The following is a 24,960-nucleotide window of genomic DNA, read 5'->3' as shown; positions in this document are numbered from 1 at the left end:
CACACAGATGCAGGTTTTTGAGACAATCGCGGCGTTTCGGACCGCCCGGAAAGCCTATGCAACGCTCGGCTTCGTTCCGACGATGGGCTTCCTGCACGAAGGCCATCTGGGCCTCGTCCGCAGAGCCAAGGCCGAAAACGGTGCGGTGGCCGTCAGTATTTTCGTCAACCCGACGCAGTTCGGCCCGAACGAAGACTACGCTTCCTATCCGCGCGATCCGGACCGTGATCTGGCGCTTCTGAAAGATGCCGGAGCCGATCTTGTGTTTCTGCCAACGCCGGACGTGCTTTATCCGAAGGGTTTTGCAACCCGCATTGAAGTCGGCGGCGTTACGGACGAACTCGAAGGCCAGTCCCGTCCCGGACATTTCTCCGGCGTGGCGACGGTCGTGACGAAGCTGTTCAATATCGTCCAGCCGCAGCGGGCCTATTTCGGACAGAAAGATGCCCAGCAATGCGCGGTCGTCCGGCGTTTTGTGGCGGATCTGGATATCCCGGTCGAAATCGTGGTCTGTGACATCGCGCGCGAAAACGATGGTCTCGCGCGGTCCAGCCGCAATGTGCGTCTGACGCCCGAAAATCGTCAGAAAGCTCCGGCGCTATATCAGGCCTTGCAGGAAGCCGCGCGGCTGTTTCGCAGTGGTGAACGCAACGTGGATGTTCTGGAAGGTGCTTTGCGTGTCAGCCTGATAAAGGCCGGCCTGCCGGACATCGACTATGCCACGGTCGTAAATGCAGACACATTCCGCCGCGAAGACGCCTGTTCTGAAAACGCGCTGGCGCTTCTGGCTGTGCAGGCAGGGGCGGTCCGGCTGATCGACAACATGCCGCTTTGAGATCCACCTCCTTCGTGCGGTATAAGCATGAATTGCTGACGGACGGAGGATTTCAGACATGCAGAAAACCATCATGCGCCGGGTGGCCCAGGGGCAGGGACGCGAACCCGCCGATCTGGTCATCCGCAATGTCCGGCTGTTCGATCTGGTTACGGGTGATCTTGTTCCCACCGATATCGCCATCTGTGGCGACCGGATCGTCGGGACTTATGGTGACTATGACGGTGTGCAGACGATTGACGGTGTAGGCCGGATTGCCGTGCCGGGCTTCATCGACACGCATCTGCATGTTGAATCCTCGCTGGTCACGCCGTTCGAGTTCGACCGCTGTGTTCTGCCGCATGGCGTAACGACCGCTATCTGCGATCCGCACGAAATGGCCAATGTGCTGGGCCGCGTTGCATTCGATTATTTTCTGGCGGCCGCCGAGCGGACCATCATGGATTTGCGGGTCAATCTCTCAAGCTGCGTACCGGCAACGGCTATGGAGACGTCGGGAGCGGTTCTGAATGTCGATGATCTGCTGCCCTATCGGGACCATCCGAAAGTGATCGGTCTGGCCGAATTCATGAATATCCCAGGCGTTCTGAACGGCGATCCGGGCTGCATGGACAAGCTCGCGGCCTTTGCAGACAGCCATATTGACGGTCATGCGCCCCTCATGCGCGGCAAGGCCCTCAATGGCTATCTGTCCGCCGGGATTTCGACCGATCATGAGGCGACGGCAGCCGAAGAAGCGCTGGAAAAAGTCCGGAAAGGGATGACAGTCCTGATCCGCGAAGGCTCTGTCTGCAAGGATCTGGAAGCACTGGTTCCGCTACTAAACGTCGCCACATCGCCGTTTTTTGCGTTCTGCACGGATGACCGGAATCCGCTTGAAATTGCCCATGAAGGCCATCTGGATTTTCTCATTCGTCGGGCGATTGAACTGGGCGTGGAGCCTCTGGCTGCATACCGCGCGGCTTCGCTCTCGGCCGCCACCGCCTTTGGTCTGAAAGATCGCGGGCAGATCGCGCCCGGCAAGCGCGCGGATATCGTCCTGCTCGACGATCTAGAACGTTGTCAGGTGTCGGATGTCATTTCCGCCGGTCGTCTGGTGAATGACGCGTTGTTTGCAGGGCGCGAAATCGTAGCGCCCGTTGGGTTGGACAGTGTGCAACTGCCAAGCCCGGTGAGCGCGCGGGATATGCGGATTGAAGGCAGCAGAACAGATCGTCCGGTCATGGGGATCATTCCGGGACAGATCATCACCGAATTCCTGCGTCTTGATCTCTTGGAAGACGATGGCGTCGTCCTGCCGGATCCTGAGCAGGATATCGCAAAGGTCTGCGTCGTGGCGCGACATGGACATAACGACAATATCGGACGGGGCTTTGTCCGCGGTTTTGGTCTCAGAAGCGGCGCACTGGCCTCATCCGTCGGTCACGACAGCCATAATATCTGTGTTGTCGGAACCAGTGACGCCGATATGGCCTGCGCGGTGAACCATCTGGAGAAGACCGGCGGCGGTTTCGTGGCCGTCCGTGATGGACAGGTGCTTGCGGAGCTGCGTCTCCCCGTCGCGGGGTTGATGAGCGATGCACCTTATGAACAGGTGCGTGATGATCTGATCGTGTTGCGACAGGCCGCGAAAGAGATGGGCGTGGTTCTGGAAGAGCCGTTTCTACAACTGGCGTTTCTGCCGCTTCCCGTCATTCCCCACCTCAAGATCACGGATTTCGGAATGATCGACGTCCGGACCATGATTCTGGTTTGATCTCAATGGCTGTCCGAGGGGCAGCCGCGAATACTATGCCTGTAATTCATTGTTCTGAAGATTATTTCTATAAAGCCTAGCGAAGCGTCGCAGAGGTCAATGTTGGGGAAAATATTAACTAAACAGTTATAAAATAATATGGCATCCTCAATAGAAATTCTGACGCTGTTGTGACGAGAGAGGATCCTGTTTTGGGCCAAAAAACTGCAATTATCTTTGTTGCGGATAGAAATTTTCTGATGCCCAGCATCCTCGCGATGCTTCAGATCAGTCGCCAGAAAGATACGATGAGTGTCGCGGATCTATTCCTGTTCACGACAGATCTTGATGATACGGATTTTCGGACGATCACCGATCTCGTCACAACTCACGGCATTACGACAATTAGGCTTGATCTTGATAAAGTATTGAGTGAACAGGAAACGCTTTCGTTCAGAAAAACACATATTTCCATTTCAGCTCTGGGCCGTTTCTTTACTGGATCTTACATAGATTCCAAATATGAAAACATCCTCTATATTGATGGAGATGTTCAGGTTGTTGGATCGATTTTCGATTTGGCAAATGCTGATATTCCGAACGGTAAGATACTCGGTGTTATTGACCGACAGTTCCTTAAAGCAAAGGAGCATGACAAATCTGGAGAGAAAACACGCGAATACCTCAAAAAACTGGAGATTTCGCATGAGGAAGGTTATTTTAACTCAGGTGTCTTGGCTGCAACGCGTGAGACATGGATCAATATTTGCAAAGAAGCATTCGATTATTTTGTAAAACATTCCGAAGACTGTATGTTTCACGATCAGAGTGCTTTGAACGCTGTCTGCATCGGCAGAAGATTGCCCATGTCACCCAAATATAATTTTACGACAATGTTCGTCGAAAACAACCTCCTGAACATTGTTAAGCCGTCGATAATTCATTTTACAGGTGCTGAAAAGCCATGGTTTTCAAAAGCACGTCCTTGGCGGGGACGTTTTATGGCATCCTATGCTGAACTTTTAAGACAGTTCCCGCAGTTGGAGGCTTTCTATTCGCTCAGAGAATACTTTCATTCGTCAGGACAATCCGGTCTGAACAAAATAGACCGTCACGCGAACAGAATGTGGCTTCTAACCCGTATCCTGACACCCTGGCGTGTTATCCTGCGACGTCGCAAACTCCTGAGCTATCTAAAAACAACGCGATTTTTTATCTGAAGGTCGCTTTGAGGGTCGGGGCGCGCAATAACGTCCTGGCTCCCCTTTCAGCAGGAACTGAGGTTAACCAAAAAACCTTGAGCATCTCAAAATCTGGGGAGCATGGTGGACCTGACGCGATTCGAACGCGTGACCTTTGCCTTCGGAGGGCAACGCTCTATCCAGCTGAGCTACAGGTCCATGTGGGTTCAGATAACTGCTTCGGCGGAAGATTGCCAGCCCTCTTTTTTAAAGTTCTGTTGTTCAGACCTGTGATCGGGTGGTGATCATGGAAAACTCTGTGTCTGGGCCGTGGCCTGCCATGCGGCAGCGGCGATATCACCGCCGGAGGGCAGAAAATGCTCCGGTTCGGTCAGCCATGACACGGCATCCTGTGCAGCCCCTCTGCGATCACGGCTGAGAAGATGATGCGCGCCCGGCAGTTCGTCCAGTCGAGTACCAGCAGGCAATCTGCGAAGAAGTCGTGCCGTAAAGGGCGGCAGGACGAACTGGTCCCGGCCTCCAAAAATGATGAGCAGCGGGGTCCGTGTTTTTGGAGCCGCTTCGTAGGCGCTGTGCATTAACAATGTCAGGCCATAAAGCGGATGAATCGTCGAACTATGCAGGGTGAGGGGATCGAAATACATCCGGCGCAGCGCCTGAATATTGTCACTGGCGACGCGATGACCCGGCACTGCCGAGCCGTCCAGTTTCCAGTGTGGGGCAAGAAAATCCATCCCGCCAAGAACTGCTTCCCAAGGTTGGCCGATATTCAGGGCCGCTGGGGCAAGCAGAATTGTACTGCTGATCTGCGGCGTGTCGGTGGTCGCCAGCAGGAGGGCGATGGCACCCCCCATGCTTTCTCCCATGACGTGAATCGGGACGTGCGGATAACGGGCGTGCAGCCAGAGCACCTGCTCGCGGGCGTCCTGCACCAGTCTCGCCGTACTGCTCCATCCGCCCCGGTTCGGGGTCTGTCCGAAGCCGCGGATGTCCGGGGCGGCGAGTGTAAAGCCTGCGGAGGTGAAGGTTGGCGCCGCGAATTCCCAGGCGTCCCGGCTGTCGCCATATCCGTGCAGTGCGAGGATGATGCCATGTGGCTCTGATGTGGTGGCGGGATAAAGACGCAGCGGAACACGGGCGCCGTCCGACATGTCGAGCATCAGTGTTGGGGGGATCAGGGCCGTTTCCCGCGTCGTCGGATGCAGGTCGGGCATATGCGGCGTTGTGCACGCCTGTAACGCCAGAAGGCTAATCAGCCCGTAGGAAAGACGTGTGAGGCGGTTTGAAACGGAAAGGAATGGGCCTATCATCGCGCGGATTTTAGAACGTCCGCTCCTTCGGGGCGAGAAGGGAGACATTCGTGCCGTTAGAAAAACCTGATCTGGAAAAGCCTGATTCGGGAAAGCCCCATCTGGTCCTGATCGACGGATCTGGTTTCATCTTCCGCGCCTTCCACGCCCTGCCGCCGATGAGCAGCCCGCAGGGCGTGCCGGTCAATGCGGTTTATGGCTTTACGAACATGCTGACGCGCCTGTTGCGGGATCATGTGGGCACGCATCTGGCCGTGATTTTCGACGCTGGCCGCGTGACGTTCCGTAACGAGATTTATCCGCAATACAAGGCGCATCGGCCGGAAGCACCGGAAGATCTGCGCCCGCAGTTCGGTCTGATCCGCGATGCCACGGCCGCCTTCAACGTGCCGTCGATCGAGCTTGAGGGCTGGGAGGCGGATGATCTGCTTGCCGCCTATGCGAAAGCGGTCGTGGAGGAGGGCGGGTGCTGCACCATTATTTCGTCCGACAAAGACCTGATGCAGCTTGTGCGTCCCGGCGTTGAGCTGATGGACCCGATGAAGCAGAAGCCGATCCGCGATGCTGAGGTCGAAGCCAAATTCGGCGTGCGTCCCGATCAGGTTGTAGACGTTCAGGCGCTGATGGGAGATTCGACGGACAACGTGCCCGGCGTTCCCGGAATTGGCCCGAAGGGTGCGGCGCAACTCGTCAACGAATACGGCACGCTGGAGCAGATCCTTGCTGCCGCGCCGGGCATGAAGGCGTCCAAGCGGCGCGACAACCTGATCGAACATGCCGAGGCCGCGCGCATGTCCCGCAAGCTGGTGCTGCTGGACGACAATGCGCCGATGCCGCAGCCAATCAGCGAACTGGGATGCCGAGAGCCAGTGCGCGAGACCCTGCGGGACTGGCTGGAGGAAATGGGTTTCCATTCCACCATCCAGCGTATGGGGCTTGGTCTGGCCGCAAAGCCGCGCCCTTTCACGCGCCAGATCGTCCGGCCCGAGGACAAGGCCGCGGAACGGGAAGACGCTGCGGCTGTCGCGATCCCCGACGCGCCTTATGGCCCTTACGAAACCGTGACGGATCTGGAGACGCTGGATCGCTGGATCGCAGAGGCCCGAACCGCAGGTGTGGTGGCTGTCGATACCGAAACGGACAGTCTCAATGCGCGTCAGGCCAATATGGTCGGGCTGTCATTGTCAGTTGCGCCGGGGAAGGCCTGTTATGTGCCGTTCCTGCACGAAACCGTCCGCGACCTTCTGGAAGAAGATTCGACCGGGGAAGCGGCCTTCCGCCAGCTGGACCGTACCGAGGCACTCGAGCGTCTGAAGCCTCTTTTGCAGGATGCGTCTGTCCTCAAGGTATTTCAGAACGCGAAATACGATCTGACCGTCTTTCGTGGTGCGGGCATTCCTGGGATCACGCCGATCGACGACACGATGTTGGTTTCCTACGCCCAGTCCGCAGGTGAGCACGGGCAGGGGATGGACGAGCTTTCCGAACTGCATCTGGGGCATACGCCCGTCACTTATGATTCCGTGACGGGAACGGGCCGCAAGCGTATTCCGTTTGCACATGTCGCGATCGAGGCAGCGACGGCCTATGCTGCCGAGGATGCGGACGTGACGCTGCGTCTGTGGCAGGTGCTGCGCCCGCAGTTGCGGACCCGTCAGGCACTGGCGCTGTATGAAGAAATCGAACGTCCGCTGATCCAGATCCTGACGGATATGGAAGATGTCGGCATCAAGGTCGACGCCACCGAACTGCGCCGCATGTCCGTAGATTTCGCCGAGCGCATGGGCACCATCGAGCAGGACATCCATGAACAAGTGGGGCGGAGCTTCAATGTCGGCTCTCCCAAACAGCTTGGCGAAATCCTGTTCGACGAAATGGGGCTGCCCGGCGGCAAGCGGACGAAAAGTGGAAGCTGGGGCACGGATTCCGGCGTTCTGGAGGCGCTGGCTGAGCAGGGGCATGACCTGCCGCGGAAAATTCTAGACTGGCGCCAGTTGGCCAAGCTGAAATCGACCTATGCCGATGCGCTGGTCCAGCAGATGGATCAGGACACGCAGCGGGTTCACACGTCCTTCCAGATGGCCATCACCACGACGGGCCGTCTGTCGTCCAACGAGCCGAACCTTCAGAATATCCCCATCCGTACCGAAGAAGGCGCACGCATCCGCAAGGCATTCGTCGCCGCTCCCGGCTGTGTTCTGCTCTCGGCGGATTACAGCCAGATCGAACTGCGCCTTCTGGCTCATGTCGCACAGATTGAGCCGCTGCTCGAAGCGTTCCGTCTGGGGCAGGATATTCATGCCCGCACAGCGTCTGAAGTGTTCGGTATTCCGATTGAGGGCATGGACCCGCTGACCCGTCGCCGGGCCAAGGCCATCAATTTCGGCATTATTTACGGTATCTCGGCCTTCGGTCTTGCGCAGCAGCTCCAGATTTCGCCGGGCGAAGCGCGGTCCTATATCGACGCCTATTTTGCCCGCTATCCCGGCATCCGCGCCTATATGGAACGGACCAAGGAAGAGGCGAAGAAGGACGGCTATGTCACCACGCCGTTCGGGCGCCGCTGCTATGTGCCGGGCATCGCCGAAAAGAATGGTGCCCGTCGCGCCTATGCGGAACGTCAGGCCATCAACGCTCCGCTTCAGGGCGGTGCTGCGGATATCATCAAGCGCGCCATGGTCCATCTGGCGCGACGCCTGCCCGAAACGGGCCTGAAGGCGAAAATGGTGCTTCAGGTGCACGATGAACTGCTCTTCGAAGTCGAGGAGCGGGACGCGAAGGCACTGGCGGCGTTCGTCCGCACGGAAATGGAAGGGGCCGCCACACTCGACGTGGCCCTTGAAGTCGAAACCGGTATCGGCCCAAGCTGGGCTGACGCACATTAAAGACAGGAAGGTCATGCAGACCAATCACGAACGCCGCAAGCGGGTCGGCAATCGCATCATCTGGGGCGTTCTCGCCGTGGCGGCCGTTCTGGGATATGTCGGCTTCCACTTTGCGTCCAATGGTGGGCCGGGCCTTCTGGTCCAATCCAACGGCAATGAGGTCGGCGGCAGTTTCCGTCTGGACTCGCTGGGTGAAAGTACCGTCACCGAAGGCGATTTCCACAATACCTGGATGCTGGTCTGGTTCTTCGATGCCAACTGCCCCGAAGATAAGTGTCAGCCGGTCCTAAAGAGCATGGAGCAGGCTCTGGTAGCGCTCCGCAAAGACGGCATCCGTGTCTCGCCGCTTGCGGTCTCCCTCAATCCGTTCGACGAGGCCGACCCGCTTCGGGAATACGTTCTGCCCGTCGCCCCCCATGTCATGCCTTTCACCGGCACTCCGAACATGATCAAGGCCATGACGGAAGAATATCATGCGCCGCTCCAGAAGGAGGGAGACCATTTCGTTCCTGCGCCACAGATCGTCATCATGGACCCGAACGCCCGCTATGCCGGAACAATCCCGGCAGATGGCAACGCGGATGCGCTGATCGCGCGTCTGCGTGAACTTGTGAAGCGCTGAATGATACGGCGGGGGGCTACGCTTCTTGCGGCTGGTCTGTTTCTGGGGCTGGGGGCTTTTCAGGCCCGTGCACAGGACGAGACCCCGCCGGACTGGAACGGCATCACGCTCGGCAGCCCCCATCGTGGCGGCACACTACATCTGACGGCTGATGGTCCGGGCGGTACGCTGGACCCGCAGATCAATTACGGCACGCAGTACATGCAGGTGTTCCTCAACATGTACGATCCGCTCCTGACGTTTCGTCTGGCGCGCGGAACGGCGGGCCTGGAGGTGGTGCCGGACCTTGCCGATGCCATGCCGGTCATCAGCCCCGATGGCCTGACATGGCGGTTGCATCTCCGCTCCGGCCTGCATTTTTCCGACGGATCTCCCGTGCGTGTGGAAGACGTGGTGGCGTCTTTCCGCCGGATCTATCGTGCCGGAGGCCCGACGGCGGGATCTTTCTATGGCGGTATCGAGGGGGCCACGGACTGTCTGGCAAAGCCTGACCGCTGCACGCTTCCCGGCGTCGAAGGACATCCGAAGACTGGCGAAATCGTCTTTCACCTGACGAAACCGGACGGCGAATTTCTCTACAAACTGGCCTTCCCTCATGCCGTGATTCTGCCCGCCACAACTCCAGCTCATGATATGGGCGGCACAACCATTCCCGGAACCGGACCATATCGCATCACGCAGTACGATCCCGGACATGGCATGGTTCTGGAGCGCAATCCGTATTTCCACGTCTGGAATCCGCAGGCCCAGACGGACGGATTTGTGGATCGTATCGAATATGATTTCGGCCTGTCGGATGAAGCACAGGTCACGGCGGTCGAGCAGGGCCGGTATGACTGGATGCTGGACGCCAAGCCCGGAGACCGACTGGGCGAACTCGGCGCGAAATACACGGCTCAGGTTCATATCGAGCCATTGCTGGGCCTGTATTATCTGGCGATGAACACGCACGAAAAACCGTTCACCGATATGCGGGTGCGTCAGGCCGTCAGCATGGCTGTCAATCGCCACGCGATGACGATCCTGTTCGGGGGCAGCGCGATTTCCGTTCCCCTGTGTCAGATGGTGCCGCACGGTATTCCCGGCGCGGATCTGGGACTGGACTGTCCGCAGGATGTGGAGCGCGCGCGCAGTCTGATCCGTGAAGCGGGGGCGGAGGGGGCTTCGGTCACATTGGTGGTGCCTAACCGTGCCATGGAACTGGGTATGGGCACCTATCTGCGCAATGCCTTGCAGGCAGTAGGCCTGAACGCGCAGCTTCGCCCCATCACGGCGGGCCTTGCGGAATCCTACGAACAGAATACCGCCAACCACGTCCAGATCGCGCTGGCCTACTGGTTCGCGGACTATCCTTCCGCCTCAACCTTCCTCGACGACCTGTTCGGCTGTGACAATTACCATCCCAATTCAGCCGTCTCCCCGAATGTCACGGGCTTCTGCGACCCGCACATCCAGTCTTTGTTCGATCAGGCAAAAGCCCAGATAGACCCGTCAGAAGCTGCGCCGATCTGGCAGGACGCAGGCCATGCCATCATGCAGCAGATGCCCGGTGCTCCGATGATCCAGATGAAGACAGTCGATTTTGTTTCAAAACGGCTGGGGAATTATTATTCGACCCTTCTGAACCACATGCTGTTTTCCCATGTCTGGGTTAAATAAAATCAAGAGGGAAGCATGAAAGAAAATGACATAAATGATATTTTGAAAATAGCAAGAGAAATATCTTATAGAATAAAATTAAAAAATATTGAGGTGATTTTATTCTATTTATTTGAACATATATTAATAATTTCAATGATTTTAATGTCAATTTCATACTATTTCTATGTATCGAAAACAAATTTTATCCTTTTTTGTGTTGTTTATCCTCTTAGTTTAATTTCATTAATGATGATTATTTATGAAATTTTTTGGTTTATTAATGTTCAGAGAAAAAGAATTAAGAATTATATTCCTAATTTTTGTTCTGATATCAGTGTTTATGGTATTGAGGATGTTGCTTATGTAAATAGGCTTCTAAGGTACGATTCTGATGCTCTTCGTCTGGCACTGAACGTATGCAATCGTGAAATGACTTTCCGTCAAAATACAAATAATCTGTTTATTGGGGATAGCCGAAAAATTGGGTTATTGCCAATTTCCGCAGCTATTATTGTTGGCATATTGGTATTAAATAATTATCCGAAATACTTAATTGTGATATTGACTCTATTCTTTGTATTTAGAGCTATTTTTTCTATTTTGGATATTTTTGTTTTTCGGAGAGAAAAAGGGATTAACAGAGCGATAGATCTTCTGAATTTAGCAATAGAAATAAAGAAAAATACTATTAGCTCTGTTTCGTCCTGAGTTGTAAAAATTACAACCCGATATCGTTACGGAAAATCTTGTCTTCCCACTGGATTGCGGACGCCCCTTCATAGGCCAGCTTGCGGGCCTCTTCCGGCGTTGCCGCCTTGGCGCAGACCGTCAGGACACGGCCGCCATCCGCGACCAGAACGCCATCTGCCAGCTTCGTCCCAGCATGGAAAACCGAAACGCCCGGAACGGCATCGGCACGTTCGATGCCGCTGATGCGGCCACCCTTTTTCGGGGCGTCCGGATAGCCGTTGGCGGCCAGAACCAGCGAGATCGAATGCTCGTCCGAGAACTCGGCGGCGGCATGTTCCAGATTGCCCTGTGCCAGTGCGGCAAGGATTGGCAGCAGGTCTGATTGCAGGCGGATCAGCAGGGCCTGTGCTTCGGGGTCTCCAAAACGGACGTTATATTCGATCAGCTTTGGCCCTTCGGTCGTCAGCATCAACCCGGCAAAGATCACGCCCCGGAATGGCGTACCACGACGGACCATCTCGGCCAGCATCGGGCGCACCATGATGTCGAGCGCCTTTTCCTGCATCTCGCGTCCGAAAGCCGGAGGAGGCGAAATCGCCCCCATGCCGCCGGTGTTCGGGCCGGTATCGCCATCTCCGAGGCGTTTGTGATCGCGGGCCGCACCGATCAGAACGGCCTTGTCGTCCGAGCAGAAAGCAAAAAGCGAGACTTCCTCGCCCACCAGGCACTCCTCGATCACGAGCGGCATACCGAGCCTGCGGATGGCGTCTTCAGCCTCATCCACGCTCTGTGCCACCACGACGCCCTTGCCCCCGGCCAGACCGTCCGCCTTGATGACGATAGGCGCGCCCCGACGACGCACGAATTCGATGGCCGGAGCCTCGTCTTCAAAGCGCTCCCAGCGCGCGGTCGGAATGCCGGCCGCATCGGCCACGTCTTTCGTAAACGCCTTGCTGCCCTCCAGCAGGGCCGCAGCTTTCGTCGGGCCGGCGCATGGAATGCCCGCTTCGGCACAGGCGTCTGCCAGCCCGGCCACCAGTGGCGCTTCCGGGCCGGGGACGATCAGGTCGATCTTCTGCTCCTGTGCGAACCGGACCAGACCTAGAACATCGTCGGCTTTCAGCGGAACGAGCGTTGCAACGGACGCCATTCCGGGATTGCCCGGCGCCGCATAAAGAGCAGTCAGGCTCGGCGAGCGCGCAAGACATGTAGCCAGGGCATGTTCACGCCCTCCGGAACCGACCAGCAAAACGCGCATTCCGCTTATCCTTTATTCTGCACTCATGGGCTTCGTTTGAGGGCGTGCGTAGCATAGACTGGCGCCATGATGGAGAGTGATGGCGCGTCGATCCGCGGGAATGTACCGCAATATTCGGTTTCCGAGATTTCGGGGGCGATCAAACGCACTCTGGAGAGCGGATTCGGACGTGTCCGTGTGCGCGGCGAGATCACGGAACTCAAACGCTATCCGTCCGGGCATATCTACCTGTCGCTTAAAGATGAAGGCGGCAAGATCGCGGGTGTGATCTGGCGCGGGAGCGTCTCGCGCCTCGGCATGGCGCCCGAGAACGGCAACGAGGTCATCGCGACCGGACGCGTCTCGGCTTATGGCGAGCGCTCCAGCTATCAGCTGGTCATCGACCGCATGGAGTTTGCAGGCGAGGGGGCTTTGCTCGCAAATATCGAGCGCCTGCGCCGCAAACTGCTTGAAGAAGGTCTGTTCGACCCCGAGCGCAAGAAGGCCATACCTTTTCTGCCGTCTCTCGTTGGCGTCATTACATCGCGCTCCGGTGCGGTTCTGCACGATATCATCACCACGATCAGCCGCCGCTTTCCACGCGATGTTCTGCTTTGGCCGGTTCCGGTGCAGGGCGAAGGCGCGGCGGCCCAGATTGCCGCCGCCATCGAGGGCATGTCCGTCCGCCGTCCGCGCACGCCGGATGTGCTGATCGTTGCGCGCGGCGGTGGCTCTCTTGAAGACCTGATGGCGTTCAACGACGAGCGCGTCCTTCGCGCCGTCGCGGCCTGTCCGGTTCCGGTCATTTCCGCAGTCGGGCATGAGACCGACACGACCCTGATCGATCTCGTCTCAGACCGTCGTGCGCCCACCCCGACCGCCGCCGCCGAAATGGCCGTGCCGCTGCGCTCGGAAATGGTCGCGGACATGGCGCACCGGAATGCGCGTCTGATAGGTGCGCTGACCCGTATCATTCAGACGGCCCGTGCGCGGCTGGATCAGGCCGCCGCCCGTCTGCCCGACCTGCCGGGACTGCTGGATTCCGCCCGGATGCGTCTGGAGGATCGGGGTCAGCGGCTCGATCTGGCGCTACCGTCCTTCGTCATGCGCGTCCGGCATCGGCTTGATGCGCCGGGGATGCATCTGCCGTCGCCGGAGCTTCTGATCGGGCGCAGCCAAGCGCGTCTGCAGGCCCTGCGTTTGCCCGCGCCAGAACTTCTCGTCAGTCGTGCGAGAGCTCGCCTGAACGCCTCCGCTACCCATCTGCCGAACCCCGAGTTACTGATCGAACGCCGTCGTGCCGCCTTGCAGATGGTGTCCGGCGGTCTGGACGCCTCATGGCAGCGGTCGCTCCAGACCTTCCATTTGCGCACCGAACGTCAGCGCCTGTCGCCGGACGTTCTCAGAAGCGCCATCCGTCTTCAGCAGGCCCGCCTTCAGGGGGTGGGTAGCCATCTAGAAGCCGTCTCGCCCCGCGCCATTCTCAGTCGCGGTTATGTGCTCGTGCAGGATATGAACGGACAGCCTGTTACGAGTGCGGAAGCCCGACCTGTTGCCGATCGCGTCGTTCTGTCTTTCGTGGATGGAGATCGTGGCGCAAGACTGGACAGTCTGTCGCCGCAGGGCGATCTTGGGCTTTGATTTATTCATCCATCTGATATGCGATCCGGAGTCTGCATGCGTTCGTTCTGGTTGAGTCTCGTTGCCCTGCCACTGCTTGCAGCCTGCGCCGAGCAGCCCACGGCCCCCGCGCGCCCTGCCGCCGCTACGACGCAGGCCCGGATCCCGCCACAGGATTTTGCGCCGGGTCTGGCGGAAGAAGCGCCTGAAGACGGCAAGAAGAATCTGTTCAATGATCCTTCCGCGCCGCTGAACACACCGCTCTGCGGATCAGCGCTTCAGGAACAGGCACAGGCTGGTGCGGCGCTGTATCCGCAAAGTCTGGCCAGCACGAGTTCCTGTCCGCGCAATGCCTGTTTCCAGCCGCTGACCGGCACCTATATCGCGGCAACCGGGGCGCAGAGCGTCTGCCGCTGAAGCAGGTCACCGCTTCATTCAGTTTCAAAGAAAAAGGCCGGTCAGGATTTCCTGACCGGCCTTTTTTATAGGTGTGGAAAGTGCTGACGGATCAGCGCTTCCACCATCCCGCACGACGCTTCGCCGGAGCGACTTCGTCAATATTTACCGGCTGAAGGATGTTTCCATCCTCGGCAGGCGTCTCAACAGCGGCGGCCTTCGGCGTGCGACGGGTCCGGCCACGCTTCGGCTTGGCAGGCTCTTCCGCTGCGACTTCTACCGGAGCTGCCACGATTTCCGCAGCGGGTTCGGCCGGGGCTTCAGCGGCAACAGTCTTCGGAGCCCGACGGGCCCGGGTTCGACGGGGCTTGGGAGCCTCTTCGGTTGCGGATTCTTCCACAGCCGGAGCGACGTCCGCCGCAGGGGCTTCCGCAACCGTCTCGGCGGGAGCGGCATCCACCGCCTTGGCACGGGCCGGGCGACGTCCGCGACCACGGCGGGGCTTCGCAGCCTCTTCCGTTGCTGGAGCTTCCGCTACTGGAGCTTCGACTGCGGGCTCTTCCACGACAACGACCGTTTCGACAGCCGGGGTGTGCTCGATCACAACATCCGCAGGGATGCTGATCCCGGTCTGAAGGGCTTGTGTCGTCCCTTCAAATTCCGCCTGTTCGATCACGTCGAAGATGTCGAAGCTGCCGCCGAACGGATCGGCAGGCGTAGGGCCCGTATAGCGATGCTGGACGGGACGCTCTTCGCGTTCTTCCCAGCGGCGCGGGTTGCGGGCGACGGGCGCCGGTGCGGCAGGGCGCGCTGCGGGAGCAGGACGCCGGGGTGCCACGTCGCGGGCTTCGGCTACCGGCTCTGCGTGTGGTGCTTCGGAGCCTTCGGTCTCCCTGACGACGCGCTTGAAACGGGTGCGACGGCGGCCCGGAATGATGCCGTTTTCGTCGGCACTGTCCGCAACCGGGGTCTCACGCTCTTCGGGCGCATGGACGATGTGGTCCTGCGGTGCGTCCGCTGCGACGTCTCCGTTATGCTCGCGACGACCGCCACGACGGCGACGGCGACGGCGGCGACGGCCATCGTTGCTGTCTTCGTGACCTTCCGACGGCACAACATCCTCGATGATTTCCGCATCGACGACCGGGGTCTCCGTCCGCGGGGCGACCGGAGCCTGTTCTTCGATGATCTCGATCGTGCGGACGCTTTCTGGCGCACGCTCCATAGTGCGTTCCGTCCGTTCCGGAGCACGGGCCTGTGCCGGAGCCGGGATCTGGGCTTTCAGACGTTCGATCCGCATATCTGCCGCTGCAAGGTTTTCTTCCGTACGGAAGATGACCTGCATGCGATGATGGCGTTCGATATCCGCGAGCCACGAGCGCTTGTGGTTGAGAATATAAAGCGCGATCTCGGAGCCGACATAAACTTCGATTTCGGCTGAACGCTGGCGTGCGCCTTCTTCGTCAATGGCGCGCAGAACGTGCAGGGCCGAGCTTTCCGTCCCACGGATGAAGCCGGTGCCCTGACAATGCGGGCAGGGCGTGAGGACGGATTCTGCGATGGACGGGCGCAGGCGCTGGCGGGACATTTCCAGCAGACCGAAATGGGAAATATGCCCGACCTGAATGCGCGCACGGTCGGAGCGCAGCGCTTCCTTGAGGCGCTTTTCCACCTGTGCGTTGTGGCGGCGGCTTTCCATGTCAATGAAGTCGATCACGACCAGACCAGCCAGATCGCGCAGACGGAGCTGGCGCCCCACTTCCTCGGCTGCTTCGAGGTTCGTGCGCAGGGCCGTTTCCTCGATGTTGCGCTGCGACGTGGACTTGCCGGAGTTCACGTCGATGGCGACGAGTGCTTCGGTCTGGTTGATGACCAGATAGCCGCCCGAAGGCAGGCGAGCGGTCGGCGAGAACATCGCGTCCAGATGGTGTTCGACATTATAGCGCGCAAACAGGCTCTGGCCGCGGTTCTGCCACAGCTTCACCTTGTTGGCGTTGCTCGGCATCAGCAGGCGCATGAACTCACGTGCGCTCTTCCAGGCGGCTTCGCCATCCACGAGGATGTCTTCGATGTCCTTGGAAAACAGATCGCGGATCACGCGCTTGATGAGGCTTGCTTCCTCATAAACCAGCGTCGGCGCGACCGAAGACAGGGCGTGGGAGCGGATGTCGTCCCAGAGCTGAAGCAGATATTCGCAGTCGCGCGTTACTTCCTGTGCCGAGCGTCCGGCACCAGCCGTGCGGACGATCATCGCCATGGACTTCGGCAGGTCCAGTTCTGCAATCACGTCGCGCAGACGGCGGCGGTCAGCATCGGAGGTGATTTTACGCGAGACGCCACCGCCACGCAGGGCGTTTGGCATCAGGACACAATAGCGACCGGCAAGGGAGATGTAGGTGGTCAGGGCCGCGCCCTTGTTGCCGCGCTCTTCCTTGACGACCTGCACCAGCAGCACCTGACGGCGGCGGATGACTTCCTGAATCTTGTAGTTGCGCAGGAAGCGGGCCGTGCGACGTGATGATGCGCTTTCCTCGCCCGTATCATGCTCGCCACCAACAGTTTCGGGGGCACGACGGTCGTGGTTGTCACCGTCTTCGCTTTCGGAAGCGTCTTCGGAAACCGTTTCGTTGTCGGCCGCATCTTCGGCATCACCGCGTTCGGCAATTTCCTCTTCCTGGAGCGCGATGAGCTTTTCGCGATCTGCGACAGGAATCTGGAAATAGTCCGGGTGGATTTCGCTGAAGGCGAGGAAGCCGTGGCGGTTGCCGCCATATTCGACGAAAGCGGCCTGAAGGCTCGGCTCTACGCGAATGACCTTGGCAAGATAGATATTGCCCTTGAGCTGCTTCTTGGTCGATGTCTCGACGTCGTAATCTTCGACGCGGTCACCATCCATGACCACAACACGCGTTTCTTCCGCGTGCGTGGTGTCGATGAGCATACGCTTGGTCATGGAACACTGAACTCCACGACGCTCCGCAATGGCTGCCTGGGCCGGGGGGAACGTCAGATTGTGTGGGGTGGGGGGAACGGCGCAGTCCGAACGCACAGCGACGGGACATGTTGGGTCCCGTTTCACTGAGGTTGTTGGCTGCGAGCACGTTGAGTGACATTCGTCCCCTGAACAGACGGCCGGTCCGGAACTCCGGAGCCGGATGAAAAACCTGATCCGGACGGGCGTCTGGCCTGTACCGGAGTGACATATCACCAGTTCGATCCGGTCAGGACAGGGTGCGGAAGGCTAGTCGCGCATCTGTCAAACGACGGGACGTCGTGGCGGAGACAGGAAAAGGCGGGAGCGGCACGGGAAAGGTTAAGGCCCGTATCCGGTCGGACCGCGCTTTACAGGTCCCTGTCGTGTAGGATGACCGAAACTGCTGTCTGTGGCAAGTCCGGGGTAGATGCAGCATTTTTCATTTCTGCGTGGGGCGCTGTCGGCCGAAGCCTTCTGCCATGTTCCTGACAGGGTTTCGTGCTGTATGGTGGTTTCGTCATTCACCGCTGTAACCGGGAAACAAGGGATGCTGACGCGACGCATATTGGCTTTCGGCGGTCTTTCGGGAGTGTCTCTGCTGACGCCTCTGACAGCCTTCGGACGTCACCCGGTTCACGCAAAGCTGCACGCTCCCGCCGTGCATCGTGGTGCGCTGCCTCTGAAACCTCTTGTGATGCTGGACCCGGGACATGGCGGCAAGGACCCTGGCGCCATCGGGGTTTCAGGTACCTATGAAAAGCATATCGCCGAAGCCGCAGCGTCCGAACTGAGCCGCCAGCTTCTGGCTTCGGGTCAATACCGTGTTGCCATGACCCGTTCCGAAGACCGGTTCATTCCGCTTGAAGGACGTGTCGAACTGGCACAACAGCATCAGGCGCATCTCTTTATTTCCATGCATGCCGATGCCCTGCATGACAGGGATGTGCGGGGCGCGAGTGTTTACACACTTTCAGGCGGGGCGTCGGACGCGCAGACAGCATCCCTTGCAAAGACTGAGAACAGTGCCGACCGCTTTGCCGGACCGGCCTTTCATGGAATGTCGCCCGATGTGCAGCAGATCCTCGCGAGCCTCGTTTCGGAAGAAACGCGTCGGGGGTCGGCTCATATGGCGGCCAGTGTAGTCAATTCGTTCCGGAACAGGATCGGACTGCTGACCCATCCATCACGTCATGCGGCGTTCGTGGTTTTGAAATCTTCCGAAATTCCGTCGGTATTGGTCGAGATGGGCTTCATGTCGAACCGGCTTGATGAAGCCGCCCTACGTCAGGCGGTGCACCGCACACAGGTCGCCAGTGCCATGAAAACCGCCATAGACCGTTATTTTGCAACGCGCGCCGGTGTCATGACCGGCTGACCCGCTTTGTGCGCGGGGGAGACTTTATGATCATGCGGGTTGCGCATGGCGCAAGAATCGGTCATTTAACGCACCCATGACGTTTCTTTCGATCCTCTCGCTTCGACTTATCGGCCCCTGAACGCCTTATTCTAGGCGGACAGCGCTCCGTTGCGTTCAGGGGATAACAGACCGAAAGCCACCCTGAACCAGACGAGACGATCACAATCATGACTTTCCATCACCCGTCCTTCGGCACCATCGCCGACGACCGCGTCATCATTTTCGACACCACGCTGCGCGACGGCGAACAGTCCCCCGGCTTTTCGATGAACCTCGAAGAGAAGCTCCGCATGGCCCATGCGTTGAGCGCTCTGGGTGTGGATGTGATTGAAGCCGGGTTCCCTGTGGCGTCCGAAGGCGATTTCGAGAGCGTGCGTCGGATTGCCGAGGACGTTCGTGGTTCGGTGATCTGCGGTCTGGCCCGCAGTGGTGGCAAGCGGGATATCGAATCCTGTGGCGAGGCCCTGAAGAAGGCCGAGCGTCCGCGCATCCACAACTTCATTTCCACGTCTCCGCTGCACATGAAGTACAAGCTGCGGATGGAACCGGAAACGGTTCTGGATATCATCGCGTCCGGCAACCAGAAGGCCCGGCAGTACACGGATGACGTGGAATGGTCGGCCGAGGACGGCTCGCGGACCGATCCCGACTTCCTGTGTCGCTGCGTCGAAATGGCGATCCGCAATGGCGCGAACACGATCAACATCCCCGATACGGTCGGTTTTGCTACGCCGGAAGAAATGCGCGCGATCTTCACCATGCTGCGCGAGCGCGTTCCAGGTGCGGATCAGGTGATTTTCTCCGCACATAACCACAACGATCTGGGTCTCGGCGTCGCCAACACTCTGGCATCCGTCGAGGGTGGGGCGCGTCAGATCGAATGCACGATCAACGGCATCGGCGAACGTGCAGGCAATGCCGCGCTTGAAGAAATCGTCATGGCCCTGCGGACCCGTCACGACCAGTACGGTAAGGTGACCGGCATCGAGACGACGAAGCTGCTGGGCATGTCGCGTATGCTGGCGACGATCACGGGCTTTGACGTGCAGCCGAACAAGGCAATCGTCGGGCGCAATGCATTTGCGCATGAAAGCGGTATCCATCAGGACGGGATCCTGAAGAATGCTGCGACCTACGAAATCATGACGCCGGAGAGCGTGGGCTGGAACAAGACATCGCTGGTCATGGGTAAGCATTCCGGCCGCGCGGCGTTCCGCGACAAGCTGGCACAGCTCGGCTACCCACCGCTGGAAGACGAGGCTCTGAACGCTGCTTTTGCACGTTTCAAGGATCTGGCTGACAGCAAGAAAGTCGTGTTCGACGATGATATCCGCGCCCTTGTCGATGACGAGAGCCGCGATCATGAGAGGGTCCATCTGATCTCGCTGGAACTGGCTTCCGGGACGAAGCAGAAGTCTCAGGCCAAGCTCGAAATCAGCGTGGACGGCGCCATTCAGTACGCTGCGGTCAGTGGTAACGGCCCGGTCGATGCCGCTTTCCGCGCCATTGGTGAAGCGTTCCCGCACACAGCCGAACTGGCGCTGTTCTCGGTAGCCAACGTCACGGAAGGCACGGATGCGCAGGCGCGTACGACCGTGCGTTTGCAGGAAAACGGCAAGCTTGTGGACGGGCAGGGTGCTGATGCCGATACGGTGGTGTCCGCTGTCCGTGCTTATATTCATGCACTGAACAAGCTCCTGACCAAGCGCGAGCGTAGGGAGCCGGAAGCTCTGTCCTGATCCACCCGGAACGGTTCTCCTTCAGTCAGCGGGCATGCAGAGGATCTCTGCATGCCCGTTTTTCTTGTCCAATGGCTATATCGACTATACAAAATAGTTTATATAAGCAGTGGACAAACATAATACGATCGGTATGGTTTTCTTATCTGGCCGGACAAGGAACCCTCATGCCGCATTCATGGCTCTATACGCTTTCAGGACTGCTGGTAGGCTTTCTGGTTGGAATGACCGGCGTGGGCGGTGGCTCCCTGATGACCCCGCTGCTGATCCTGCTTTTCGGCGTTAAACCGCAATCGGCGGTCGGCACTGATCTGCTTTATGCCGCTATTACCAAGATCTTCGGGACGGCACTCAATCGCCATCACGGTGTTGTACGCCGGAGGATCGTTTTTCTTCAGATGGCTGGAAGTCTTCCGGCCGGTTTGCTGTGCCTGATTTTCCTGCGTCACTTTGGTCCGAGCCCGTTCATCTCGAAACTCATCACCGAAGTGCTGGGCATCGCACTTCTGCTGACGGTACCTGCCATCCTGTTCAAGCCGTGGCTTCAGAAATGGTCTGCCAATGCCGGTACGCTGCGTCCGCAGACGGTGGATGTGCTGACGGTCGTTCTGGGTGTCGTTCTCGGAACGCTGGTCACGCTGTCATCTGTCGGGGCTGGGGCAATCGGCATGGCCGCGCTGACGGTGCTTTATCCACGTGTCAGTACGCGCGAACTGGTGGCGACGGATATCGCCCATGCCGTCCCGCTGGCGCTTCTGGCCGGTGGCGGACACTGGCTTCAGGGCGCGGTCGATTCCGTCGTGCTTGTAGAACTGCTGATGGGGTCCATTCCTGGCATTCTGTTGGGAACGCTTCTGGCAGGACGGCTGCCAGAGGATGCACAGAGATGGTTTCTGGGCATCCTTCTGGCTATTATCGGCCTGAGAATGATCTGAGGCAGATGGGGCGGGGTGTTACGGCTCAGTAGCCGTAATTGCCCGGATAGCTCTGAGCCGGGGGTTGCTGCTGATAGCCACCCTGCTGTGAATATCCGCTATTGGGCGGATAAGTGTTGTTTGGGTAGCCATTGGGATATTGCGGCTGCTGACAGTTCGTGTTCGGCGGACACTGGTACTGCGGCTGCATATACTGACCCTGCTGTTGCGGGTAAGCGCCCTGCTGATTGTTGTAATAGCCCTGCTGCTGGCCATAGCCGCTTTGGGAACTGGGGCGGTTGGGTGTGGTGATCGCCCCTGCGCCGGCTCCCAGAACGCCGCCCGCCAGAGCACCGATCGCCGCGCCACGACCGCCGCCTGCCAGCGCGCCGATCGCAGCACCTGTTCCGCCGCCCAGAAGGCCGCCTCCCAGTGCGCGGGAGCCAGGGTTGTAATTCCCTTCACATCCACCCAGAGCCATGATCGTGGCAAATGCTCCGACCAACGCCGTGCAGCGCAGGCCAGTATGGGAAAAAGCGGTCCTCATAGTCCGAATCCTTGATCGTCTCTCACGGAGTGAGCGCTGCTTATAGCTCAATATCCGTTGCGTGGGCGGTTAGGTGTCGTTGCGGCACCAACTGCGGCCCCCGTGCCGCCACCAGCCAGCGCACCGATGAGCGCACCGCGTCCGCCACCGGCCAGCGCGCCGATTGCTGCACCACCACCTGCACCGATCAGGGCGCCGGACCCGGCACGGGATCCGCTGTCATACGGGCTGCCGCAGCCGGTGAGAGCGACGCCACAGAGAGCCAGAGCTGCCAGAAAGCGGGGTGTTGTAAGGGTTTTCATGACAAATCATCCTGTTTGACGTTCCGGTCCGTAATCCGATGATCGGGTCGGAAGGAACGGTTTCGCACTTCTAGACACATATAACGTGACAGAAGGGTGGCAGGATCGGGGCGCACGATTATTTTTTTCCATGTCCCCGGATGGGATCTGAAAAATGGGATCTGGACGCCCCGATCCCGTCGCGCGCATTATATTGACTCTCCGGGCCTTGCTGAACCTGCCGCGTCTGGTTAAGTCCACCCGCGGGGAACCGCCCCGCAATCACGATCCGCCATCTGTCACCCGCACAGAGCCGCGCCAGGAGTTTTGGATGTTTTCTCGTCTGCTGGGTCTCATGTCTGCCGACATGGCCATCGACCTCGGCACTGCCAACACGCTCGTTTATGTCAAGGGTCGCGGCATTGTCCTCGATGAGCCCTCCGTTGTGGCGATCGCCGAAGTGCGTGGCAAGAAACAGGTTCTTGCGGTTGGCAATGAAGCCAAGCAGATGGTTGGCCGCACGCCGGGAAACATCACGGCCATCCGTCCGCTGCGCGATGGTGTGATTGCGGACTTTGAAGTTGCGGAAGAAATGATCAAACATTTCATCCGCAAAGTTCACAACCGCCGCGCTTTCGCCAGCCCGCAGATCATCATCTGCGTACCTTCCGGCGCCACGGCGGTCGAACGTCGTGCGATTCAGGAAAGTGCGGAGAGCGCGGGCGCACGCAAGGTCATGCTGATCGAAGAGCCCATGGCGGCAGCCATTGGCGCGGGCCTGCCGGTCACGGAACCCTCGGGCAGCATGATCGTGGATATTGGCGGTGGCACGACGGAAGTTGCTGTCATTTCCCTCGGCGGCATCGTCTATGCCCGTTCCGCGCGCGTGGGCGGAGACAAGATGGACGAAGCCATCATCTCCTATATTCGCAAGACCTATAATCTTCTGGTCGGCGAAAGCTCGGCTGAGCGGATCAAGATCGAACTCGGATCCGCCATGATGCCGGACGATCCTGCAAACCCGGACGGTCCGCTGACGGAGATCAAGGGCCGCGACCTTATTAATGGTGTGCCGCGTGAAGTGGTCGTCAGCCAGGCGCAGATTGCCGAGAGTCTGGCCGAACCCGTCATGCAGATCGTCGATGCCGTGACGACCGCGCTTGAAAACACGCCGCCCGAACTGGCCGCCGATATTGTGGACAAGGGCATCGTTCTCTCGGGTGGTGGTGCGCTTCTGTATCGTCTGGACGAGGTACTGCGCCTCTATACGGGCCTGCCCGTGACGGTTGCGGAGAACGCTCTATCCTGCGTCGCACTCGGAACGGGACGGGCGCTGGAGGAAATGCGCCGTCTGCGTAGTGTTCTGAGCAGCATGTACTGAGGACTGGCTGACGCCGGATGCTGTCCATCCATGCCCGGCAGGTGCTTGCAAAGGCCATCCTGCCTCTCCTGATCCTGCTGGCGGTCGGGCTTGTCCTTCTGGGGCTGGTCCGTCGTCCGGCTGTTGACGGCGTGCGGCTGATGGCAACGGATTTCATGGCCCCGGCCTATCACGGACTGGTCTGGCCGCAGGAGCGTGTGGCCGTCTGGCTGACGGATCTGCGGGGTGCGACCGATCTGGCCAAAGAAAACTCTCGTCTTCGGGACGAAAACCGCGCTCTGCGACACTGGTACGATGTCGCGGTCGCGCTGGCGGCGGAAAATGGCCGTCTTAAGAACAGCCTGCACTGGATTCCGCAGATCGTTCCCCAATATGTGACCGGACGCGTCACCCGCGACGATGGGGGGCCGTATTCGCGCGCGGTTCTGCTGGATGTGGGCAGTGGCCATCAGGTCCGGATCGGGGATGTCGCGCTGGATGCGGCAGGATTGCTGGGCCGTGTGACGGAAGTCGGCCCCCATACGGTCCGTGTTCTGATGATCAATGACGATGCCAGCCGTATTCCCGTCACGCTGGCCTCCTCGCATGGGGATGCGATCATGGCCGGTGACGATACCGCCGCGCCGCGCCTGATCTTCTACCCGCAGGACCATCATCCCGTTGAAGGTGAACGCGTCGAGACGCGGGGCCAGAGCACAATGCCCGCCGGGCTGCCGGTCGGCACGGTGCATTACAGCGCACCGAACCGCCCGGTTGTGGTGCCGGATGCGGATCTGGACCGGCTCGATATCGTGCGCGTGTTCGATTATGGCGATGACGATTCGCAGGCGCCGGATGCGCCGGGCCGCGTGCGGGTAAAGAAACTGCCGCAGAATCCGCTTACCGGGCCGCTGCCATTCTCATGGCTGCCCAACCTGCCGGATATGCCGGGACGGGGAGGGCAGTAAGCGCATGGTCGCCGAGAACTCCACGCCCCATCTGCATTCCGCAGTCGAACCCAAACAGACTTTCCGCCGCGCGCTCGACATGTCCATCCGGGCGGCGATGCCGTCGCTGTTCATCATGTTTTCGGCCATCCTGCTCTCCGCGCCGTTTGGAATTCCCGGACAGGCGCAGCTTCAGTTCGGGATTGCGATGTGTACGGTCTGGTTCTGGGCCCATAGCCGTCCCCGCTCCATGCCGGCGCTTGCGGTCTTCCTGTGTGGGCTGGTTGTGGAAATTTTCAGCTTCGGGCCGCCGGGAACAGTGCTGCTGTCGCTTCTGGTGATTTACGGTGTGGCGCATCACTGGCGCTATGGCCTGTCGCGTCTGGGATTTCTCATGGGGTGGCTGATTTTCAGTATTTTTGCTATAATCGCCTCCTTCTTTCAGTGGGCGCTCGTGTGTCTGCACGCCGTGGCACTGCTCTCTCCCGCACCTGGCCTCTTTCAGGCGGCGCTGACAATCGGTATCTATCCCAGCCTGACCGCGCTGTTCGTCTGGGGACGCCGCACATTTGCCAATCCCGATCAGGCCTGACAGCGTCCTTCTACGT

The 24,960-nt window shown here is 59.1% G+C and carries 20 protein-coding genes and 1 tRNA gene; 15 read left to right on the top strand and 6 right to left on the bottom strand.

Going from position 1 to position 24,960, the window contains the following annotated elements; genetic code table 11:
* Positions 1-7 precede the first annotated feature (7 nt).
* The 3 genes from panC to JK213_RS02030 all read left to right on the top strand — a co-directional run bounded on the left by panC (position 8) and on the right by JK213_RS02030 (position 3,790).
* Positions 8-835: a pantoate--beta-alanine ligase gene (gene panC, locus JK213_RS02040; protein WP_194261930.1), complete on the top strand. Its 828-nt coding sequence runs from the start codon at positions 8-10 to the stop codon at positions 833-835.
* 58 nt (positions 836-893) lie between these two features.
* Positions 894-2,591 carry an adenine deaminase gene (ade, locus tag JK213_RS02035; protein ID WP_194261931.1) on the top strand — a complete coding sequence of 566 codons (1,698 nt, stop codon included), beginning with the start codon at positions 894-896 and terminating at the stop codon, positions 2,589-2,591.
* A gap of 170 nt (positions 2,592-2,761) precedes the next feature.
* On the top strand, positions 2,762-3,790 hold the full coding sequence (locus JK213_RS02030; protein WP_322783034.1) for a glycosyltransferase: 1,029 nt from the start codon (positions 2,762-2,764) through the stop codon (positions 3,788-3,790).
* 103 nt (positions 3,791-3,893) lie between these two features.
* On the opposite strand, the gene JK213_RS02025 is transcribed toward JK213_RS02030, so the two are convergent.
* Positions 3,894-3,970 (bottom strand) — tRNA-Arg (locus tag JK213_RS02025).
* 86 nt (positions 3,971-4,056) lie between these two features.
* Positions 4,057-5,082 carry an alpha/beta hydrolase gene (locus tag JK213_RS02020; protein ID WP_194261639.1) on the bottom strand — a complete coding sequence of 342 codons (1,026 nt, stop codon included), beginning with the start codon at positions 5,080-5,082 and terminating at the stop codon, positions 4,057-4,059.
* A 50-nt stretch (positions 5,083-5,132) separates the two neighbouring features.
* On the opposite strand from JK213_RS02020, the gene polA reads away from it, so the two are divergent.
* From polA to JK213_RS02000, 4 genes are read left to right on the top strand one after another with little or no spacing between them, the layout of a single operon-like run.
* Positions 5,133-7,967: a DNA polymerase I gene (gene polA / locus JK213_RS02015; RefSeq protein ID WP_194261638.1), complete on the top strand. Its 2,835-nt coding sequence runs from the start codon at positions 5,133-5,135 to the stop codon at positions 7,965-7,967.
* A gap of 13 nt (positions 7,968-7,980) precedes the next feature.
* Positions 7,981-8,589: an SCO family protein gene (locus JK213_RS02010; protein ID WP_194261637.1), complete on the top strand. Its 609-nt coding sequence runs from the start codon at positions 7,981-7,983 to the stop codon at positions 8,587-8,589.
* The gene (locus JK213_RS02005) at positions 8,590-10,248 is read left to right on the top strand and encodes an ABC transporter substrate-binding protein (protein WP_194261636.1); all 1,659 of its coding nucleotides are present in this window, start codon (positions 8,590-8,592) and stop codon (positions 10,246-10,248) included.
* Positions 10,249-10,263: 15 nt separating this feature from the next.
* A complete protein-coding gene (locus JK213_RS02000; RefSeq protein ID WP_194261635.1) occupies positions 10,264-10,938 on the top strand; it encodes a hypothetical protein in 675 nt (224 codons plus the stop codon).
* 10 nt (positions 10,939-10,948) lie between these two features.
* Here the strand turns inward: JK213_RS02000 and purD are convergent, their stop codons facing one another.
* Entirely contained in the window at positions 10,949-12,178 is a 1,230-nt protein-coding gene (gene purD / locus JK213_RS01995; protein ID WP_194261634.1) for a phosphoribosylamine--glycine ligase, read from the bottom strand.
* A 66-nt stretch (positions 12,179-12,244) separates the two neighbouring features.
* Here purD and xseA point away from each other — a divergent pair, with 66 nt between their 5' ends.
* Both xseA and JK213_RS01985 read left to right on the top strand, forming a co-directional pair.
* On the top strand, positions 12,245-13,798 hold the full coding sequence (gene xseA, locus JK213_RS01990) for an exodeoxyribonuclease VII large subunit (protein WP_194261633.1): 1,554 nt from the start codon (positions 12,245-12,247) through the stop codon (positions 13,796-13,798).
* 36 nt (positions 13,799-13,834) lie between these two features.
* Entirely contained in the window at positions 13,835-14,194 is a 360-nt protein-coding gene (locus JK213_RS01985; protein WP_211571260.1) for a hypothetical protein, read from the top strand.
* A 91-nt stretch (positions 14,195-14,285) separates the two neighbouring features.
* Here JK213_RS01985 and JK213_RS01980 read toward each other — a convergent pair whose 3' ends face one another.
* Complete coding sequence (locus JK213_RS01980) at positions 14,286-17,126, bottom strand: Rne/Rng family ribonuclease (protein ID WP_194261631.1); 2,841 nt, start codon at positions 17,124-17,126, stop codon at positions 14,286-14,288.
* Between the two features lie 568 nt (positions 17,127-17,694).
* Between JK213_RS01980 and JK213_RS01975 the strand changes: the two genes are divergently transcribed.
* From JK213_RS01975 to JK213_RS01965, 3 genes are all read left to right on the top strand, one after another.
* Positions 17,695-18,522: an N-acetylmuramoyl-L-alanine amidase gene (locus JK213_RS01975; RefSeq protein WP_194261630.1), complete on the top strand. Its 828-nt coding sequence runs from the start codon at positions 17,695-17,697 to the stop codon at positions 18,520-18,522.
* A gap of 209 nt (positions 18,523-18,731) precedes the next feature.
* Positions 18,732-20,303: a 2-isopropylmalate synthase gene (locus tag JK213_RS01970; RefSeq protein ID WP_194261629.1), complete on the top strand. Its 1,572-nt coding sequence runs from the start codon at positions 18,732-18,734 to the stop codon at positions 20,301-20,303.
* A gap of 167 nt (positions 20,304-20,470) precedes the next feature.
* Positions 20,471-21,238 (top strand): sulfite exporter TauE/SafE family protein, encoded by a 768-nt coding sequence (locus tag JK213_RS01965; protein ID WP_194261628.1) that lies wholly within the window; start codon positions 20,471-20,473, stop codon positions 21,236-21,238.
* 25 nt (positions 21,239-21,263) lie between these two features.
* Here the strand turns inward: JK213_RS01965 and JK213_RS01960 are convergent, their stop codons facing one another.
* Both JK213_RS01960 and JK213_RS01955 read right to left on the bottom strand, forming a co-directional pair.
* Positions 21,264-21,764 carry a hypothetical protein gene (locus JK213_RS01960; protein ID WP_194261627.1) on the bottom strand — a complete coding sequence of 167 codons (501 nt, stop codon included), beginning with the start codon at positions 21,762-21,764 and terminating at the stop codon, positions 21,264-21,266.
* Positions 21,765-21,811: 47 nt separating this feature from the next.
* Positions 21,812-22,066 carry a YMGG-like glycine zipper-containing protein gene (locus tag JK213_RS01955; protein ID WP_062110705.1) on the bottom strand — a complete coding sequence of 85 codons (255 nt, stop codon included), beginning with the start codon at positions 22,064-22,066 and terminating at the stop codon, positions 21,812-21,814.
* Between the two features lie 310 nt (positions 22,067-22,376).
* On the opposite strand from JK213_RS01955, the gene JK213_RS01950 reads away from it, so the two are divergent.
* Genes JK213_RS01950 through JK213_RS01940 form a run of 3 tightly spaced genes read left to right on the top strand, consistent with a single transcriptional unit; the run spans position 22,377 to position 24,944 of the window.
* Positions 22,377-23,426: a rod shape-determining protein gene (locus JK213_RS01950; protein ID WP_062033912.1), complete on the top strand. Its 1,050-nt coding sequence runs from the start codon at positions 22,377-22,379 to the stop codon at positions 23,424-23,426.
* Positions 23,427-23,443: 17 nt separating this feature from the next.
* Positions 23,444-24,373, top strand: coding sequence for a rod shape-determining protein MreC (gene mreC, locus JK213_RS01945; protein WP_194261626.1), 930 nt, complete (start codon positions 23,444-23,446; stop codon positions 24,371-24,373).
* A 4-nt stretch (positions 24,374-24,377) separates the two neighbouring features.
* Positions 24,378-24,944, top strand: coding sequence for a hypothetical protein (locus JK213_RS01940; protein WP_099285421.1), 567 nt, complete (start codon positions 24,378-24,380; stop codon positions 24,942-24,944).
* Positions 24,945-24,960: the final 16 nt, after the last annotated feature.

It is taken from the genome of Gluconobacter sp. Dm-44 (assembly GCF_018256175.1).
In the GTDB taxonomy this organism is placed as follows: domain Bacteria; phylum Pseudomonadota; class Alphaproteobacteria; order Acetobacterales; family Acetobacteraceae; genus Gluconobacter; species Gluconobacter cadivus.
The sequence above is the reverse complement of the archived record's forward strand: the minus strand, read 5'-3'. Positions and strand labels throughout refer to the sequence as shown.

Coding starts and splice junctions, on each gene's coding strand:
- purD (WP_194261634.1), bottom strand. CDS start 12,178: ATGCGCGTTTTGCTGGTCGGTTCCGGAGGGCGTGAACATGCCCTGGCT.
- JK213_RS01965 (WP_194261628.1), top strand. CDS start 20,471: ATGCCGCATTCATGGCTCTATACGCTTTCAGGACTGCTGGTAGGCTTT.
- JK213_RS01950 (WP_062033912.1), top strand. CDS start 22,377: ATGTTTTCTCGTCTGCTGGGTCTCATGTCTGCCGACATGGCCATCGAC.
- JK213_RS02020 (WP_194261639.1), bottom strand. CDS start 5,082: ATGATAGGCCCATTCCTTTCCGTTTCAAACCGCCTCACACGTCTTTCC.
- JK213_RS01975 (WP_194261630.1), top strand. CDS start 17,695: ATGCTGACGCGACGCATATTGGCTTTCGGCGGTCTTTCGGGAGTGTCT.
- JK213_RS02000 (WP_194261635.1), top strand. CDS start 10,264: ATGAAAGAAAATGACATAAATGATATTTTGAAAATAGCAAGAGAAATA.
- JK213_RS02005 (WP_194261636.1), top strand. CDS start 8,590: ATGATACGGCGGGGGGCTACGCTTCTTGCGGCTGGTCTGTTTCTGGGG.
- ade (WP_194261931.1), top strand. CDS start 894: ATGCAGAAAACCATCATGCGCCGGGTGGCCCAGGGGCAGGGACGCGAA.
- xseA (WP_194261633.1), top strand. CDS start 12,245: ATGATGGAGAGTGATGGCGCGTCGATCCGCGGGAATGTACCGCAATAT.
- JK213_RS01960 (WP_194261627.1), bottom strand. CDS start 21,764: ATGAGGACCGCTTTTTCCCATACTGGCCTGCGCTGCACGGCGTTGGTC.
- JK213_RS01980 (WP_194261631.1), bottom strand. CDS start 17,126: ATGACCAAGCGTATGCTCATCGACACCACGCACGCGGAAGAAACGCGT.
- panC (WP_194261930.1), top strand. CDS start 8: ATGCAGGTTTTTGAGACAATCGCGGCGTTTCGGACCGCCCGGAAAGCC.
- JK213_RS01985 (WP_211571260.1), top strand. CDS start 13,835: ATGCGTTCGTTCTGGTTGAGTCTCGTTGCCCTGCCACTGCTTGCAGCC.
- JK213_RS01955 (WP_062110705.1), bottom strand. CDS start 22,066: ATGAAAACCCTTACAACACCCCGCTTTCTGGCAGCTCTGGCTCTCTGT.
- mreC (WP_194261626.1), top strand. CDS start 23,444: ATGCTGTCCATCCATGCCCGGCAGGTGCTTGCAAAGGCCATCCTGCCT.
- JK213_RS01970 (WP_194261629.1), top strand. CDS start 18,732: ATGACTTTCCATCACCCGTCCTTCGGCACCATCGCCGACGACCGCGTC.
- JK213_RS02010 (WP_194261637.1), top strand. CDS start 7,981: ATGCAGACCAATCACGAACGCCGCAAGCGGGTCGGCAATCGCATCATC.
- JK213_RS01940 (WP_099285421.1), top strand. CDS start 24,378: ATGGTCGCCGAGAACTCCACGCCCCATCTGCATTCCGCAGTCGAACCC.